Here is a 15576-nt window from a genome sequence, read left to right on the forward strand (position 1 = left end):
CTGGTCAGCGTCAAGGGACTTCCACCATGGGGGACAGCACGATGGCCGACACCGGTACACCCACGCCCATCCACACCTCTGCACCAGCGGGGCGGCGTCCGCGTCCGCACGGGCGCACGCTCCGCCGCGCGGCCGCCACCGCCGTGCTCCTCGCCCTCGCGGCCGCCGGCCCCGCCGCGGCCACCGGGAACACGGGGCGCCCGACCGCCGCCCCCGTCGGCGTATGGCAGCTCGACGGATACGGCACCGTGCTGAGCGTGGAGTCCGACCGCCTCCAGGAGTACCAGCTCACCGGCATCAGCTGCCTGCCCGGCGCGAGCGTCGTGCGCGTCCCGGGCGGCGGCCCGGCCCGCTACGCCACCGGGGACAACGAGGTCCTGACCGTGCGCCCCGGGTCCGTGCACATCGACGGCTCGGTCGGCGACCGCGGCGCCCGGCGCCTCGGCGCCCTGCCCGACCTGTGCCGCAACGCCCCGGCCCCCGACCCGACCGCGGACCCGGTCGCCACCTTCGACGTCTTCTGGCAGACCTTCGCGGAGAACTACCCCTTCTTCGCCGCCAAGGGCGTCGACTGGAACGCCGTCCGCGAGAGCCACCGGCCCCGCGTGCACGCCGGCACCACCGAGGACGAACTCTTCGCCGTCTTCCGGGAGATGCTCGCCCCCCTGCACGACGCGCACGTCCGCCTCGTCGGCGGCGATCGGTTCTTCGGAGAGGGCCGCCCCGGCACCGCGGTCCCGACCCTCGAACTGGAGACCCGCGTCAAGGAGTACATCCAGGAGGTGGACCTCGGCGGACGCGCTCCGCAGGAGTTCGCCCAGGGCCGCGTCTCCTACGCGGACCTCCCCGACGGCCGCGGCTACCTGCGCCTGTCCGGCTTCGGCGGCTACACCGAGAGCGGGGACTTCGCCTCCGAGAGCGCCGAGCTCGACCGCGTCCTGGGGACCGTCTTCACCGCCGAGCGCACCGCGCGCCTGCGCGGCCTGGTCATCGACCTGCGGATCAACGGCGGCGGCTCCGACGAGCTCGGCCTGCGCCTGGCCGCCCGGCTCACGGACCGCCCGTACTTCGCCTACGCCAAGCGCGTGCGCAACGACCCCGCCGACGCGACCCGGTTCACCCGCCCGCAGCCCCTGTACGTCCAGCCCGCGCGGGGCCCCCGCTACACCGGGCCGATCGCCGTGCTCACCGGCGGCTCCACCGTGAGCGCGGGCGAGACCTTCACCCAGGCCCTGATCGAGCGCCCCGGCCGCACGCTGCGCATCGGGCAGCCGACCCAGGGGGTCTTCTCCGACGTCCTCGGCCGCACCCTCCCCAACGGCTGGGAGCTCGGCCTGCCCAACGAGCAGTTCCTGACCCGCACCGGGAAGACCTTCGACGGTCCGGGCATCCCGGTCGACGTCACCACCCCGGTCTTCACGGAGGAGGAGTTCGACGCGCGCCGCGACTCCGCCTTCACCGCGGCCCTGCGCCGTCTTCCCCGGTCCTGACGACGCTCCGCGCGCCCGCGAAGCGCACCTGCGCGCACGCGAGAGGACCCGGTGGCCGCCGGGCCACCGGGTCCTCACGTCGTCCCCTTTCCGGTCACGGCACTAGCAGGCGCCCTGGTCCTTCCAGACGCCCCACTCGCCGGTGGTGCCGGGCTCTTCGTTCTGCGTCCACCACTGGGCCTTCCAGTTGCGGCCCTTGTGGGAGACGACCGTCCCGCCCGTGGTCACACTGCCCGCGACGTACGCCGGGTTGGTGCAGGTGCCGCCCGGAGGCGTGGTGGGAGGCGTGGTCGGCGGCGTCGTGGGAGGCGTCGTCGGGGGAGTGGTGGGCGGCGTGGTCGGCGGGGTGGTGGTGCCCGGCTGGACCACGGTGGTGCCGCGTGCCAGGTCGCCGGCGAGCGCGTACGTCGTGCCGGAGATGTTCACCGTCCAGTTGGAGGGCGTGGAGACCGGCAGGTAGTAGTTGAAGGCCAGGTCGACCGAGGCGCCCGGGGCGAGCGTCTGCCAGGCCGGGAGCTTCAGCGAGACCCGGTGGAAGTCGCCCTTCAGGCCGCCGACGTTGCTGCCGGTGTGGTCGCTCTTGATCACCTTGGTGCCGAAGCCCGACTGGTCCGAGGCGTTGGCCGGAGCCGCCGTCGAGTAGTCGAACTGGAACTCGGTGCCACCCGGAAGCGTCGCGTTCGTGTTGTTGGTGATCTTGAGCTTCGGGGTGATCGGGTAGTTGGAGTCGCCGAGCTTGAACTCGCCGAACTCCGTCTTGATGTCCACGGCCTGCGTCGGCAGCGCGGTGTTGGACTTCTTGGCGCCGTACGGGGAGGCCGCCTTGAACTTGTCGTACATCACGGAGGTCAGCGTGTCGCCGATCTCGTACTGGCCCTTCGCGGCGTTCCAGCCGTAGTCGCCGGCCATCTCCCAGACCATGGTGCCGCCGATGCCGCGGTCGACCACGTAGTCGGCCTTGGCCGCCACCGACTGCTCGTCCTCCGTGGAGAGGAAGACCTTCTTCTGCGCGTTCCACAGCCACGGGGCGACCAGGGTCGCGTCGTACTTGCGGACGTAGGTGCCGGTCAGCGTGGTGTTCGCCGGGAAGCCGTACTTGGTGACGTAGTCGCCGACGATCCCCTTCTCGAGGTTCTTGGCGTGCCACATCGGGTTGGAACCGGCCGGGGACTCGGCCCCGTTGGTGTCCTTGTCGTGCCACAGGTTGTCGATGCCGACCGCGCCGTCGCCGCACTTGGTCAGACCCGCGCCGGCCGGGCAGTTGGTCGCTGCCGCCTTGCCCCACAGGCCGTCGGTGCCGCCCTGCACGTTCTTGTGGCCGCGGGTGTAGTAGGGCAGGCCGATGTTGATGCGGCCGGCCGGCATGGAGCCGCGGAAGTAGTGGTAGGCCCAGTCGGTGTTGAGGTAGCCGACACCGCCGTACTGGGAGCTGCCGTAGACGTTCGCGGCGGCCAGCTCGGCGTCCTTGCCGTCGTCGAAGAGCGAGGCGTTGGGGCCGACGAATTCGTTCCAGGCGCCGTGCAGGTCGTAGGACATGATGTTGACGTAGTCCAGATACTTCTGCATCTGGAAGGTCTCCATGCCGCGCAGCAGGTAGCCCGAGGAGGGGGCGGCGACGGTCAGCAGGTAGTGCTTGCCGTCGGTGGCGCCGGCCCGGTCGAGCTTCTCGCGCAGGGACTTCATCAGGACGTCGTAGCCCTTGACCAGTCCGGCCCGGCGGGCGTTGGAGAGCTGCCAGTCCAGCGGGTTGCCCGCGTCCTTCATGGTGGTCGGGTACTCGTAGTCGATGTCGACGCCGTTGAACCCGTACTTGCGGATGAACTCGACCGAGGAGTCCGCGAAGGTGTCGATGCCGGCCTGGTTGACCGAGCCGTCGGCGTTGGTGGCCATCGAGTAGAAGCCGCCGGAGGCGACGCGGTTGCCGTCGTCGCCGAAGTAACCGCCGGTCTCCGCCCAGCCGCCGACCGAGATCAGCGTCTTGACGTTCGGGTTCTGCTTCTTGAATTTGTTCAGCAGGTTGAAATTGCCCTTGTAGGGGAGGGCGGGGTCCATCTCGGCGCCCGCGACGCCCGGCCAGGTCATCCCGGTGGCCGAGTTGTTCGCGTTGTCGGCGCCGACGGAGATCTTGTTGTTGCCGTCGACGTGGGCGAAGGCGTAGTTCAGGTGCGTGACCTTGGACCACGGGATGTTGTGGGGCAGGTAGGCCGGCGTGCCGTCCTTGCCCGTGCGCCAGCCGGTGAAGTAGCCGATGACGCGGCGCTGGTGGTCCGCGCCCATCTTCTCGCGGCCCTCGGTGTCGTAGACCGAGCAGTAGGGGACGTCCACGCCCGCGGTCTTGTACAGACCGTCGGGGCGACAGGACTCGTTGTCGGCGGCGTGCGAGACGCCCGCCGAGAGACCCGCTACCAGCAGACCGGCGATTGCGGCGCCGGACGTCAGGAGCATGGCCCTCGTCCGAGTGGGGGACAGCATTGTGCCTCCTGGGGAGGGGAGGATGGCAGGACACAACAGGCTGAAACGTGGTGCGTGTTGGCCCGCGACGTGCGCACATCTGACGGGCTGACTCCCGGGGAAGATGAAGGGAACGTTAAGAGGACTAGACCAACCCGTCAATAGGTCTGGACCAAAGTTGCCGCCGGACCGGTGAGGGTCCGCGCCGAATCGATCCGGATTCGGGCAGGACCCCGGTGTCGCCCGAGCGGAACCCGGCGGGATCGGCCGAACGGCGCAAAGAAGGCGCCGGAGAGTGACCGAATGTGTGACCCAGGCCACATTGACTCACTCGCATGGCTGCCGATCACCCGTGGCACACTGGCTCTAGTACCAGTAGCAGCGCACTCCGGGGTCGGTGTAATTCCGAACCGGCGGTATAGTCCGCGACCCGTCCGCAGCCAGCGGCCGGTTGACCAGGTGAAATTCCTGGACCGACGGTGAAAGTCCGGATGGGAGGCAGTGCGCGGCGGGCCAGTCACCGGTACGCCGCCGTCGGCGGTCCAACGGCACATCCCTCGGGGTGTGCGAGCGAGCGGACCGTTCTCTTCCGGCCTCGGCGTCCCCGCGTGTGCTACCCGCTTCATCTGTCGTATCCCGACAGGCCCCGGAGTCCGTGCCCTATGAGGCAGGAGGACCCGGTGGCGACACACGCCGACGCGCAAGACAACGGCAAGCCCGTCAACGGCACCGCCGACGCGGCAGCCCGCGACGCATCCGCCATGGCCCGTGCCATCGAGCTCGCCGCCCGCGGAATCGGCTCCACCCGCCCCAACCCGGTCGTCGGATGCGTGATCACCGACGCCGCGGGCACCGTCGTCGGCGAGGGCTGGCACGAGCGGGCCGGCGGCCCGCACGCCGAGGTCAACGCCCTGCGCGCGGCGGGCACCGCCGCCCGGGGCGGCACCGCCTACGTCACCCTCGAGCCCTGCAACCACACCGGCCGCACGGGCCCCTGCGCACAGGCGCTCGTCGAGGCCGGGGTCACCCGCGTCCTCTACGCCGTCTCCGACCCGAACCCGCAGGCCAGCGGCGGCGCCGCCACCCTGCGCGACGCCGGCGTCACCGCGGAGGCCGGGTTGCTGGCCGCCGAGGCCGAGGAGGGCAACGCCGCCTGGCTGACCTCCGTACGGCTCGGGCGCCCGTACATCCTCTGGAAGTACGCCGCGACCCTCGACGGCCGCGTCGCCGCCGCGGACGGCACCAGCCGCTGGATCAGCTCCCCCGAGTCCCGGGCCGACGTCCACCGGCTGCGCGCCGAGGCCGACGCCGTCGTCGTCGGCTCGGGCACCCTGCACGCCGACGACCCGCACCTCGCGGTGCGCGGGCGGGACGGCTTCGCCGCCGCCGACCAGCCGCTGCGCGTCGTGCTCGACACCCGCGCCACCATCAGGCCGACCGCCCGGGTCCTCGACGAGGCGGCTCCCACCCTGGTCGTCGTGGCCGAGGACCTCGAGGACGGGGCCACCCGGCACCTCGCCGGAGTGGAGCTGGCCCGCCTGCCCCACGACAAGTACGGGATCTCGGTCGACGCACTGCTCGCCGAACTCCACCGCCGCGGGGTCCGGTCCGTGCTCCTCGAAGGCGGTCCGACCCTGGCCGGCGCCTTCGTCGCCGCCGGGGCCGTCGACAAGGTCGTCGGCTACCTCGCCCCGGTCCTCCTCGGCGCCGGCCCGAACGCGCTGGCCGACGCCGGCATCTCCACCCTCTCCGAAGCGCTCCGGCTCGAGATCACCGAGACCGTCCGCATCGGCACGGACATTCGCGTCACCGCCGTACCCGCAGCGGCCCCTTCCGCCCCCACAGCCCTCAAGGAGCACTGAGTGTTCACCGGAATCGTCGAAGAACTGGGCGAGGTCGTCGCCGTCGAGGAGCTCGCCGAAGCCTCCCGCTTCCGCCTGCGCGGCCCGGTCGTCACCGAGGACGCCAAGCACGGCGACTCCATCGCCGTGAACGGCGTCTGCCTGACGGTGGTGGAGACGGGCGCGGGCGAGTTCACCGCCGACGTCATGCAGGAGACCCTGAACCGCTCCAGCCTCGGCGCCCTCACCCAGGGCTCCCGGGTCAACCTGGAGCGCCCGATGGCCCTGGGCGGACGTCTCGGCGGCCACCTGGTCCAGGGCCACGTGGACGGGACCGGCGAGATCCTCTCCCGGACCCCCTCGGAGCACTGGGAGATCGTCAAGGTCGCGCTCCCGGCGAACCTCTCCCGCTACGTCGTCGAGAAGGGCTCCATCACGGTCGACGGCGTCAGCCTCACCGTGGTCGAAGCCGCCGCGGACTGGTTCACCATCAGCCTCATCCCCACCACCCTCGCGCTGACCACCCTGGGCATCAAGAAGCCCGGCGACCCGGTCAACTTGGAGGTCGACGTCCTCGCCAAGTACGTGGAGCGCCTGCTCGCCGCCGGCGTCAACCCGCTGCACGGTGAGGGGGAGCCGAAGTGAGCGCCCTGACCTGGCTCAACACCGAGGCCTTCGAGGTCTTCGGCCAGCGGGTCATCTGGTCCGACATGATCGGCAACCTGATGGGCCTGGGCGCCCTCGCCCTCGGCTGGCGGCGTTCCATATGGACCTGGCCCGCCCAGCTCCTCTCCGGCCTGATCCTCGTCGGCGCCTACGCCTCCGTCCCGTTCGCCGGCGGCGTCGGCAAGCAGCTCCTCGTCATCGGCATGGCCGTGTGGGGCTGGCGCGCCTGGCAGAGCGGCAGGCAGAAGGCACAGGACGGCTCCATCGCCGTACGCACCGCCACCTGGAAGGAGCGCGGCTACCTCCTGGCCGGCGCGGCCGCCGGGACCCTGGCCGTCGGCGGGCTGTTCACCCTCTTCCCGAGCCTGTCGCCGTGGAGCCCGTGGGCCGACGCCTACATCTTCGTCGGCACGATCGTCGCGATGGTCGCCCAGGCCCGCGGCCTGGTCGAGTTCTGGTTCGCCTGGCTCCTCGTCGACCTGGTCGGCGTCCCCCTCGCCTTCAACGGCGGACTGGCCTTCTCCGGCCTCGTCTACGTCGTGTACTTCGCCCTCGTCGTATGGGGCGCCTACGACTGGTACCAGCGCTCGCGCACCACCCCCGCCCCGGCCCTGGAAGGAGCAACGGCATGATCTCCCCGAACCCCGTCCTGAAGCCCGTGCCCGACGTCGAGCTCGAAGAGGCGTTCCGGCTCGACCCCGTCGAGCAGGCCATCCGCGACATCGCGGCCGGCCGCCCGGTGGTCGTCGTGGACGACGAGGACCGCGAGAACGAGGGCGACCTCGTCATCGCGGCCGAGAAGGCCACCCCCGAGATCATCGCGTTCATGATGAGCGAGTGCCGCGGCCTGATCTGCGCCCCGATGGAGGGCGACGAGCTGGAGCGGCTCGAACTCCCCCAGATGGTCCAGCACAACACCGAGTCCATGCAGACGGCCTTCACCGTCTCCGTCGACGCGAGCGGCGCCCACGGCGTCACCACCGGCATCTCCGCCGCCGACCGCGCCACCACGTTGCGGCTGCTGGCCGACGGGGTCTCGGGTCCCGGCGACTTCGTCCGCCCCGGCCACATCTTCCCGCTGCGCGCCAAGCCCGGCGGCGTCCTGGTCCGCAACGGCCACACCGAGGCCGCCGTCGACCTCGCCCGCCTCGCGGGCCTGCGCCCGGCCGGCGCCATCGTGGAGATCGCCGGCGAGGACGGCGTCATGCTGCGGCTGCCCGAGCTGATCCCCTTCGCCCGCAAGCACGGCCTGACGATCATCTCGATCGAGGACCTGATCGCCTACCGCCGCTCCGCCGAGCCGACCGTGCGCCGCGAGGCCAAGGTCAGCCTGCCCACCGCCTTCGGCCACTTCACGGCGTACGGCTACCGCTCCACCGTCGACGGCGTCGAGCACGTCGCCCTCGTCCACGGAGAGGTCGGCGACGGCGAGGAAGTCCTGGTCCGGATGCACTCCGAGTGCCTGACCGGAGACATCTTCCAGTCGCAGCGCTGCGACTGCGGGCCCCAGCTGCACACCGCCATGGAGCGCGTCCAAGCCGCGGGCCGCGGTGTGATCGTCTACCTGCGCGGCCACGAGGGCCGCGGCATCGGACTGCTGTCCAAGCTGCGCGCGTACGAGCTCCAGGAGCGCGGCCGTGACACCCTCGACGCCAACCTGGAGCTGGGCCTGCCCGCGGACGCCCGCGACTACGCGGCCGGCGCCCGGATCCTCGCCGACCTCGGCGTCCACAGCGTCCGGCTGCTGACCAACAACCCCGACAAGGCGGCAGCCCTCGTACGCGGCGGCATCAAGGTTTCCGACCGGGAGCCGATGCCCATGGAGGCGGGCGAGCACAACCTGCGCTACCTGCGCACCAAGCGGGACCGGATGGGCCACGACCTGCCCTGGCTGGAGGCGGTCACCACCACGTCCGCCTGCGGCAACCAGTAGGGCGTCCCGTCACCCCCCGCCTCCACCTTTTTCACCCCGAGACACCTTTCATCACCAGACCCGGAAACACCTGAGGAGCAGAGCTGTGAGCGGCAAGGGCGCACCCGAACTGAGCGTGAAGAACTGCGGAGACCTCCGAGTCGCCGTGATCGCGGCCCAGTGGCACGAGAAGGTCATGGACGGCCTGGTGGACGGTTCCCTGCGGGCCCTGCACGAGCTGGGGATCGACGAGCCCACCGTGCTGCGCGTCCCGGGCAGCTTCGAGCTCCCGGTCGTGGCGAAGGTACTGGCCGGTCGCGGTTACGATGCCATCGTCGCCCTCGGCGTGGTCATCCGCGGCGGCACCCCGCACTTCGACTACGTCTGCCAGGGCGTCACCCAGGGCCTGGTGCAGGTGTCGATCGACACCGGAGTCCCCATCGGCTTCGGCGTACTGACCTGCGACAACGACGAGCAGGCGCTGGACCGCGCCGGGCTCGAGGGGTCGAACGAGGACAAGGGGCACGAAGCGGTCACCGCCGCCGTCTCCACCGCCATGACGCTGCGGACCGTCAGCGAACCCTGGCGCCAGTAGCCGGCCGCGCACACCGTATTCTGAGGACCATCATGGCGAACACAACCCCCAAGAGCTTCGAAGAGCTTTTCACCGAGCTCCAGCTCAAGGCCGCCAACGGCGACCCCAGCACCTCCCGCACCGCCGAGCTCGTGGGCAAGGGCGTCCATGCCATCGGCAAGAAGGTCGTCGAGGAGGCCGCCGAGGTCTGGATGGCCGCCGAGTACGAGAGCAAGGAAGCCGCCGCCGAGGAGATCTCCCAGCTGCTCTACCACGTCCAGGTGATGATGGTGGCGCGCGGGATCTCCCTCGACGACGTCTACGCGCACCTCTAGGCCGCGCAGTTCTCAGGCCGCCGCAGTTCCGCGCGGGCCCCGGCACACCCTGCCGGGGCGTCCGCGCGCCCGTACCCGCACACCTTTCGCACCTACGCACCAAAGGAAGCCCCATGCTGCGCATCGCCGTCCCCAACAAGGGTTCACTCTCCGGACCGGCGTCGGCGATGCTCCATGAGGCCGGCTACCGGATGCGCAAGGAGTCCAAGGAGCTCGTGGTCGTCGACCCCGACAACGAGGTGGAGTTCTTCTACCTCCGCCCCAAGGACATCGCGATCTACGTGTCCTCCGGCAAGCTCGACATCGGCATCACCGGCCGCGACCTGCTGCTCGACTCCGGCGCCAGCGCCGAGGAGATCCTGCCGCTGAACTTCGGCCGCTCCACCTTCCGCTACGCGACCATCCCCGGCACCGCGAAGGGCCCCGAGGACTTCCACGGGATGACCATCGCGACCTCGTACGAGGGAATCGTCGCCAAGCACCTCGCGGAGAAGGGCATCGAGGCCTCCGTCGTCCACCTCGACGGCGCGGTCGAGACCGCCATCCAGCTCGGCGTCGCCCAGATCATCGCGGACGTCGTCGAGACCGGCACCAGCCTGCGCAACGCCGGCCTGGAGGTCATCGGCGAGCCGATCATGACTTCCGAGGCCGTCGTCATCCGAGGCAACGGCACCGACCCGGAGGACCCCCAGGCCCAGCAGTTCCTGCGCCGGCTCCAGGGCGTCCTGGTCGCCCGCAGCTACGTGATGATGGACTACGACTGCCGCGCCGAGCACCTGGAGCGCGCGGTCGCCCTCACCCCGGGCCTGGAGTCGCCGACCGTCTCCCCGCTGCACAACGAGGGCTGGGTCGCCGTCCGCGCCATGGTCCCCGCCAAGGAGGCCCAGCGGATCATGGACGACCTGTACGAGCTCGGCGCCCGCGCCATCCTCACCACCTCGATCCACGCCTGCCGCCTCTGACGCGCACGTCGGCCCCCCGGGGCCGGCGCCCGATCCGCCCCACACCACCGCCCCACACCGCCGTCCCGGCACCACCGAAGGCACTGACGAACATGGCCGACGCCACCGCCCAGCCCGCACCGCCCGCACTCCCGGTCACCTTCCGGCCGACCCGCACCCGGGCCGTCCTGCTGGGCGTCGGCGCCGCCATGTTCGTCACGATCACGGCGATCGCCCTGATCCTCGAGACCCTGCACCCCGGTGAGCGGATCGCCTTCGTCTTCACCGCGGCCCTGCTGTCCTGCGTCCTCGTCCTGCTCAGCCGCCCCAAGGTGGTCGCCGACGAGGCCGGGGTCACGGTCGTCAACCTCACCACCACCCGCCGGCTGGAGTGGGCGCAGATCCTGCGCGTCAACCTCCGCCCGGGCGACGCGTGGGTGTTCCTCGACCTCAGCGACGGCACCAGCCTGCCCGCCCTCGGCATCCAGCCCGGCGTGGCCAAGGCCCAGGCGATCGCCGACGCCCGCGCCCTGCGCGCCCTCGCCGAGATCCACGGAACCGGCTCAAAGAACGACTGAGCCCGGCCGACCTCGTCGCTGCGTCCCATTGCGGCGGCGATCCCAGTGACTACCCTGGTGGGCGGGGCGCGCGCACGCGTGCCCTCCCACACGCCCCGGGACCCCGTGGCCCGTGGGCACCATCGACCTGAGGAGTGACTCCCTCCAGCAATGGACGGATCGTCCGGTAGTACACGCGCCGCCCTCCCCCCGGAGGCGGCGGCATGACCATCCCGCTACTCCTGCTCGGGGCGGCATTCGCCCTGATCCTCGCCAACGGCTTCTTCGTGGCGGCCGAATTCGGCCTCGTCACGGTCGAGAGACCCGAGGCCGAACGCGCCGCAGCCGAAGGCGACCGCCGTGCCCGCACGGTCGTCAAAGCCCTGCGGGAGCTGTCCTTCCAGCTCTCCGGCACCCAGCTCGGCATCACCATCACCTCCCTCGTGGTCGGCATGCTCGCCGAGCCCGCCCTCGCCGCACTGCTGACCGGGCCGCTCGCCGCGACCGGCCTTCCCCGGGGCGTCGTCCCCGGCGTCGCCGTCGTCATCGGCATGCTGCTCGCCTCCGCCGTCCAGATGGTCGTCGGCGAGCTCGTCCCGAAGAACTGGGCGGTCTCCCGGCCGCTCCAGGTGGCCCGCTTCGTCGCCGGCCCGCAGCACGCCTTCTCCAGCGCCTTCCGGCCGGTCATCGCGGCCCTCAACGCCATCGCCAACCGGCTCGTCCGGGCGTTGGGCGTGGAGCCCACCGAGGAGATGGCCTCGGCCCGCACCCCCGGCGAACTGGTCTCCCTGGTCCGCCACTCGGCCCAGGCCGGCGCCCTCGAACAGGACACCGCCGACCTCTTTGTGCGCACCCTCTCGCTGGGCGAGCTCACGGCCCAGCTGGTCATGACCCCCCGGGTCAAGGTCAGCGCCCTGCAGCACACGGCCACCGCCGCCGACGTGCTCAACCTGACGCGCGCCACCGGCCTGTCCCGCTTCCCCGTCTACCGCGAGCGCATCGACGAGATCACCGGGGTCGTCCACCTCAAGGACGCCCTCGCCGTGCCCGAGTCCGAGCGCGCGCGCACCAGCGTCAGCCGGATCTGCGTCGCCCCGCTGCTGGTGCCCGGCTCCCTGCCGGTGCAGCCGCTGCTGGAACGGCTGCGCAGCGAACAGCCGATGGCCGTGGTCGTCGACGAGTACGGCGGCACCGCTGGTGTCGTCACCCTGGAGGACATCGTGGAGGAGCTCGTCGGCGAGGTCCGCGACGAGCACGACCTCGCGGAGGACCGGAGGCCCGAACTGGCCGCCGTACCCCCCGAGGACGGCCGCCCCTCCTGGGAGGCCGACGGCAGCTGCCGCGTCCAGACCCTGCGCCGGATAGGCCTGGAGGTCCCGGAAGGCCCGTACGAGACCGTCGCCGGCCTCGTCGCCGACCTGCTCGGCCGCATCCCCGCCCCCGGGGACCGCGCCGAACTCCCCGGCTGGAAGCTCTCCGTCCGCCAGGTCGGCCGCTACCGCGCCGAACGCGTCCGCCTCGTGCGCACCGCACCGCTGGGCTCCGTCCCGCCGGGCTCCATCCAGCTGGGCTCCGTCCCCGCCCCCGCCGAGCTCGAATCGGTGGGCGGCCGGTGAACGCGCTCCAGCTCCTGTTCGCCCTGCTCCTCGTCCTGGCCAACGGCTTCTTCGTCGGCGCCGAGTTCGCGCTCGTCTCCGTCCGCCGCAGCCAGATCGAGCCGCTGGCCGCCGGCTCCAAGCGGGCCCGCCAGGTGCTCCACGGCCTGGAGAACCTGCCGCGCATGATGGCCGCCGCGCAGTTCGGCATCACCATGTGCTCGCTCACCCTCGGCGCGGTCGCCGAACCGACCGTGGCCCGGCTGCTGGAGCCCGTCTTCCACGCCGCCCACGTGCCCGAAGGCCTGATCCACCCCCTCGGCTACGCGCTCGCGCTCGCCGCCGTGGTCTTCCTGCACCTGGTCATCGGCGAGATGGTCCCCAAGAACCTCGCCATGGCCGCGCCCGAGAAGACCGCCCTGTGGTTCAGCCCCGGCCTGGTCGCCTTCGCCCGCGTCTGCGGGCCGGTCACCACGGCCCTGGGCGCCTGCGCCACGCTGGTCCTGCGGCTCTTCAAGGTCGAGCCCAAGGACGAGGTCGAGGCCGTCTACACCTCCGCCCAGCTCGGCCGCCTGCTCAAGGACTCCCGGCAGGCCGGGTTCCTGGAGCCGGTCGAGCAGGAGCGGCTGGAGGACGCGCTGGAACTGGGCAGCCGCCCGGTCACCGACGTCCTCCTCGCCCCGGACCGGCTGGTCACGGTCGGACCCGCCGTCACCCCGCGCGAGATCGAGCAGCTCACGGTCCGCACCGGCTACTCCCGCTTCCCGGTCCGCGCCGAGAGCGGCGCCTTCATGGGCTACCTGCACGTGAAGGACGTACTCGACCTCGAGGACCGGGAACGGGCCGTGCCCCAGCGGGTCTGGCGGCGGATGACCACGGTCTGCTCCACGCTCCCCCTGGACGACGCCCTGACGGTCATGCGCCGCGACGCCACCCACCTGGCACAGGTGGCGGACCCGTCCGGAAGGGTGCTGGGCCTCGTGGCCATGGAGGACGTCCTGGAAACCCTGGTCGGCGAGGTCCGCGACCCGGCGCACCGGGGGTACGCGCGCAGCGCGTAGAGGGTCCCGGTTCGGGGGCCGGAGATGCCGCGGCGCGACATCTCCGGCCCCCGAACGGCTACAACGGCGGCGGCTCCGGCCGCTCCTGCGGACCCCGGCCCGACAGGACCTCCCCGTACGCCTGCATCAGGTCCGCCAGCCGCAGGGTGGAGAGATCGTCCCGCGAGGGATCACCGGCGAAGCCCGCCAGCCGCAGATCCCGGTACGCGCAGCTCTTCTCGTACAGCGTCCGCAGGAACCGGCCGTTGCCGAGCTCGTCGATCCAGCCCTGCTCCACCACGTGCCCGCTGATGCTCCGCAGCTCCTCCAGCGCCTCCTCGTCCCACCGGTCGCCGTTGGCGTCCGCCAGCACCCCGCCGATCGCGGACAGCTCCAGCGGCCGGTAGCTCGGGAAGTCCACCCGGGTGGTGAACCGCGAGGACAGGCCGGGATTGGTGGCCAGCAGCCGGTCCATCCCCGCCGGATAGCCCGCCAGGATCACCACGAGGTGGTCGCGGTTGTCCTCCGCCCGCTTCAGCAGCACCTGCAGGGCCTCGTCGCCGTACGCGTCGCCCTTGCTGTACCCGGAGTTGGACAGGCTGTACGCCTCGTCCACGAACAGCACCCCGCCGATCGCCGAGTCGATCAGCTCGTTCGCCTTCACGGCCGTCTGCCCGAGGAACTCGCCGACCAGGTCCGCGCGCCCCGCCTCCACCAGGTGGTCGCCGCCGAGCAGGCCCAGCGCGTAGAAGACCCGGCCCAGGATCCGCGCCACCGTCGTCTTGCCCGTGCCGGACGGCCCCGAGAAGACGAAGTGCCGCTTCGGCGGCTGCACCGGCAGTCCCGAAGCCGCCCGCAGCCGGGCCATGTGCAGCTGCGCGGAGAGCGCCTTCACCTGCCGCTTGACCGGCTCCAGGCCCACCATCCGCTCCAGCTCCGCGAGCGCGTGGGCCAGCGCCGCCGGATCCGCCGGCCCGGACGGCAGCCCCACCGGCCCCGGCTGGGCGGGCAGGGCCACCTTGTGCCGCACGCCGGCCGGCCGGCCCGGGCCGGGACCCGGCGGCGCCGCCCCCGGGCCGTGTCGCGGCTCCGGCGGCTCCGCCGAAGTCAGCGGGTCCGCCTCCGCCTGCCCGTCCGCCGCGAGGTCCTGGGCCGGGCCGCCGCCCAGGACCACCGCCGCGAAGTCACCGCCCGAGGGGGACAGGCCGTGGCCGCCGATCCCCTCGTGGCCGTAGCCGCCCGCGAACCCGGCCAGTCCGTCGGCGTCCTCGCTGTCCTCGATCGCCGTCAGCCGGGCCGCCGTGTCCATGAACGCCGGGTCCACCCGGTGCACCGCCCGGTAGAGCGGCAGCGCCGCCGCGCTGCGCCCGGTCCCCTCGTGCGCGCGGGCCAGCCAGTACCGCAGCTCCTTGCGCTGCGGCTGCTCGCTGCGGCAGCGCATCAGCGAGGCCGACAGCAGCGGCTCCGCCTGCCCGTACATCTCGAGGCGGACCCGGGCCATCCCGCCGAACAGGCCGGCCTCGATGCCCAGCAGCGGGTCGTCCACCAGGGATTCGGTGTGCCGCACCAGCTGCTCCCAGTCCTTGACCAGATAGGCCCGGCAGGCGTGCAGGAAGCGGACCTGCGGATCGGTGTCCACGGGCGGCAGGGCGGCGAGCGCCTGGTCCAGCTCGGGCACATGGCGGCCGTCCAGCCAGTGCGAGGCGTGCGCGAGCAGCAGGTCGCGCCGGCTCTCCAGCACCGGCTGCACCCACCAGCCCAGCCAGTACCAGGAGTTGAGCGTCCGCCGGTGCCGGGCCCGCTGTTCCCCGAAGCGGTCCCGGTGGGCGTACATCCGGAGTAATGCGTTGGTGGTGTCGACCCGGAGCGCGTGCAGGCCCAGCCAGGCGTCGGCCATCGCCGGATCCAGTCGTACCGCCGTCCGGAACTCCTCCTCGGCCTGCGGATAAGCGCCCATCGTGCAGGCGTCGACGCCCCGCAGCCAGGCGAGTTCGGCCGGGGCGTGTGCGCTGCCCACCGCGGCGAAATCCATCACGTCCCCCACAAGCCTGCCCCCGTGGTGCGCGACAACCCCCGCGTCGCGCACGCGAGTTGTCCCTGCGCTGATGAAATCAGGGGTGCATCGTACCTGCGGTTACGCACCTTACGTAGGGTGCGGTGAAGACGGGTCGGGT

Annotated in this window: 13 protein-coding genes and 1 riboswitch; of the genes, 11 read left to right on the forward strand and 2 right to left on the reverse strand. The window is 71.9% G+C overall.

Annotation, left to right across the window (positions count from 1 at the left end; translation table 11 throughout):
- The first annotated feature begins 26 nt into the window (after positions 1-26).
- Entirely contained in the window at positions 27-1490 is a 1464-nt protein-coding gene (locus DRB96_RS14995) for a S41 family peptidase (RefSeq protein WP_239516148.1), read from the forward strand.
- Positions 1491-1592: 102 nt separating this feature from the next.
- Here DRB96_RS14995 and DRB96_RS15000 read toward each other — a convergent pair whose 3' ends face one another.
- Positions 1593-3962 (reverse strand): chitinase C-terminal domain-containing protein, encoded by a 2370-nt coding sequence (locus DRB96_RS15000; RefSeq protein ID WP_112448923.1) that lies wholly within the window; start codon positions 3960-3962, stop codon positions 1593-1595.
- A gap of 358 nt (positions 3963-4320) precedes the next feature.
- A riboswitch (FMN riboswitch) is annotated at positions 4321-4450 on the forward strand.
- 252 nt (positions 4451-4702) lie between these two features.
- On the opposite strand from DRB96_RS15000, the gene ribD reads away from it, so the two are divergent.
- From ribD to DRB96_RS15050, 10 genes are all read left to right on the forward strand, one after another.
- Complete coding sequence (gene ribD / locus DRB96_RS15005; RefSeq protein ID WP_239516789.1) at positions 4703-5803, forward strand: bifunctional diaminohydroxyphosphoribosylaminopyrimidine deaminase/5-amino-6-(5-phosphoribosylamino)uracil reductase RibD; 1101 nt, start codon at positions 4703-4705, stop codon at positions 5801-5803.
- The gene (locus DRB96_RS15010) at positions 5804-6427 is read left to right on the forward strand and encodes a riboflavin synthase (protein WP_112448925.1); all 624 of its coding nucleotides are present in this window, start codon (positions 5804-5806) and stop codon (positions 6425-6427) included.
- Entirely contained in the window at positions 6424-7080 is a 657-nt protein-coding gene (locus DRB96_RS15015; protein ID WP_112448926.1) for a nicotinamide mononucleotide transporter family protein, read from the forward strand. Before DRB96_RS15010 ends, DRB96_RS15015 begins: the two co-directional genes overlap by 4 nt.
- Positions 7077-8381, forward strand: coding sequence for a bifunctional 3,4-dihydroxy-2-butanone-4-phosphate synthase/GTP cyclohydrolase II (locus DRB96_RS15020; protein WP_239516147.1), 1305 nt, complete (start codon positions 7077-7079; stop codon positions 8379-8381). Before DRB96_RS15015 ends, DRB96_RS15020 begins: the two co-directional genes overlap by 4 nt.
- Before the next feature lie 85 nt (positions 8382-8466).
- Positions 8467-8955: a 6,7-dimethyl-8-ribityllumazine synthase gene (gene ribH, locus DRB96_RS15025; RefSeq protein WP_112448927.1), complete on the forward strand. Its 489-nt coding sequence runs from the start codon at positions 8467-8469 to the stop codon at positions 8953-8955.
- Between the two features lie 32 nt (positions 8956-8987).
- Positions 8988-9269 (forward strand): phosphoribosyl-ATP diphosphatase, encoded by a 282-nt coding sequence (locus DRB96_RS15030; protein ID WP_112448928.1) that lies wholly within the window; start codon positions 8988-8990, stop codon positions 9267-9269.
- 113 nt (positions 9270-9382) lie between these two features.
- On the forward strand, positions 9383-10231 hold the full coding sequence (gene hisG, locus DRB96_RS15035) for an ATP phosphoribosyltransferase (protein WP_112448929.1): 849 nt from the start codon (positions 9383-9385) through the stop codon (positions 10229-10231).
- 92 nt (positions 10232-10323) lie between these two features.
- Positions 10324-10788, forward strand: a complete 465-nt coding sequence (locus tag DRB96_RS15040; RefSeq protein WP_112448930.1) for a PH domain-containing protein — start codon at positions 10324-10326, stop codon at positions 10786-10788.
- A gap of 203 nt (positions 10789-10991) precedes the next feature.
- Positions 10992-12383: a hemolysin family protein gene (locus tag DRB96_RS15045; protein ID WP_112448931.1), complete on the forward strand. Its 1392-nt coding sequence runs from the start codon at positions 10992-10994 to the stop codon at positions 12381-12383.
- Positions 12380-13423: a hemolysin family protein gene (locus DRB96_RS15050; protein ID WP_112448932.1), complete on the forward strand. Its 1044-nt coding sequence runs from the start codon at positions 12380-12382 to the stop codon at positions 13421-13423. The genes DRB96_RS15045 and DRB96_RS15050 overlap by 4 nt, the downstream gene beginning before the upstream one ends.
- 58 nt (positions 13424-13481) lie before the next feature.
- Here the strand turns inward: DRB96_RS15050 and DRB96_RS15055 are convergent, their stop codons facing one another.
- On the reverse strand, positions 13482-15434 hold the full coding sequence (locus DRB96_RS15055; RefSeq protein WP_204357727.1) for an AAA family ATPase: 1953 nt from the start codon (positions 15432-15434) through the stop codon (positions 13482-13484).
- Positions 15435-15576: the final 142 nt, after the last annotated feature.

Source organism: Streptomyces sp. ICC1, from assembly GCF_003287935.1.
GTDB classification, from domain to species: domain Bacteria; phylum Actinomycetota; class Actinomycetes; order Streptomycetales; family Streptomycetaceae; genus Streptomyces; species Streptomyces tritrimontium.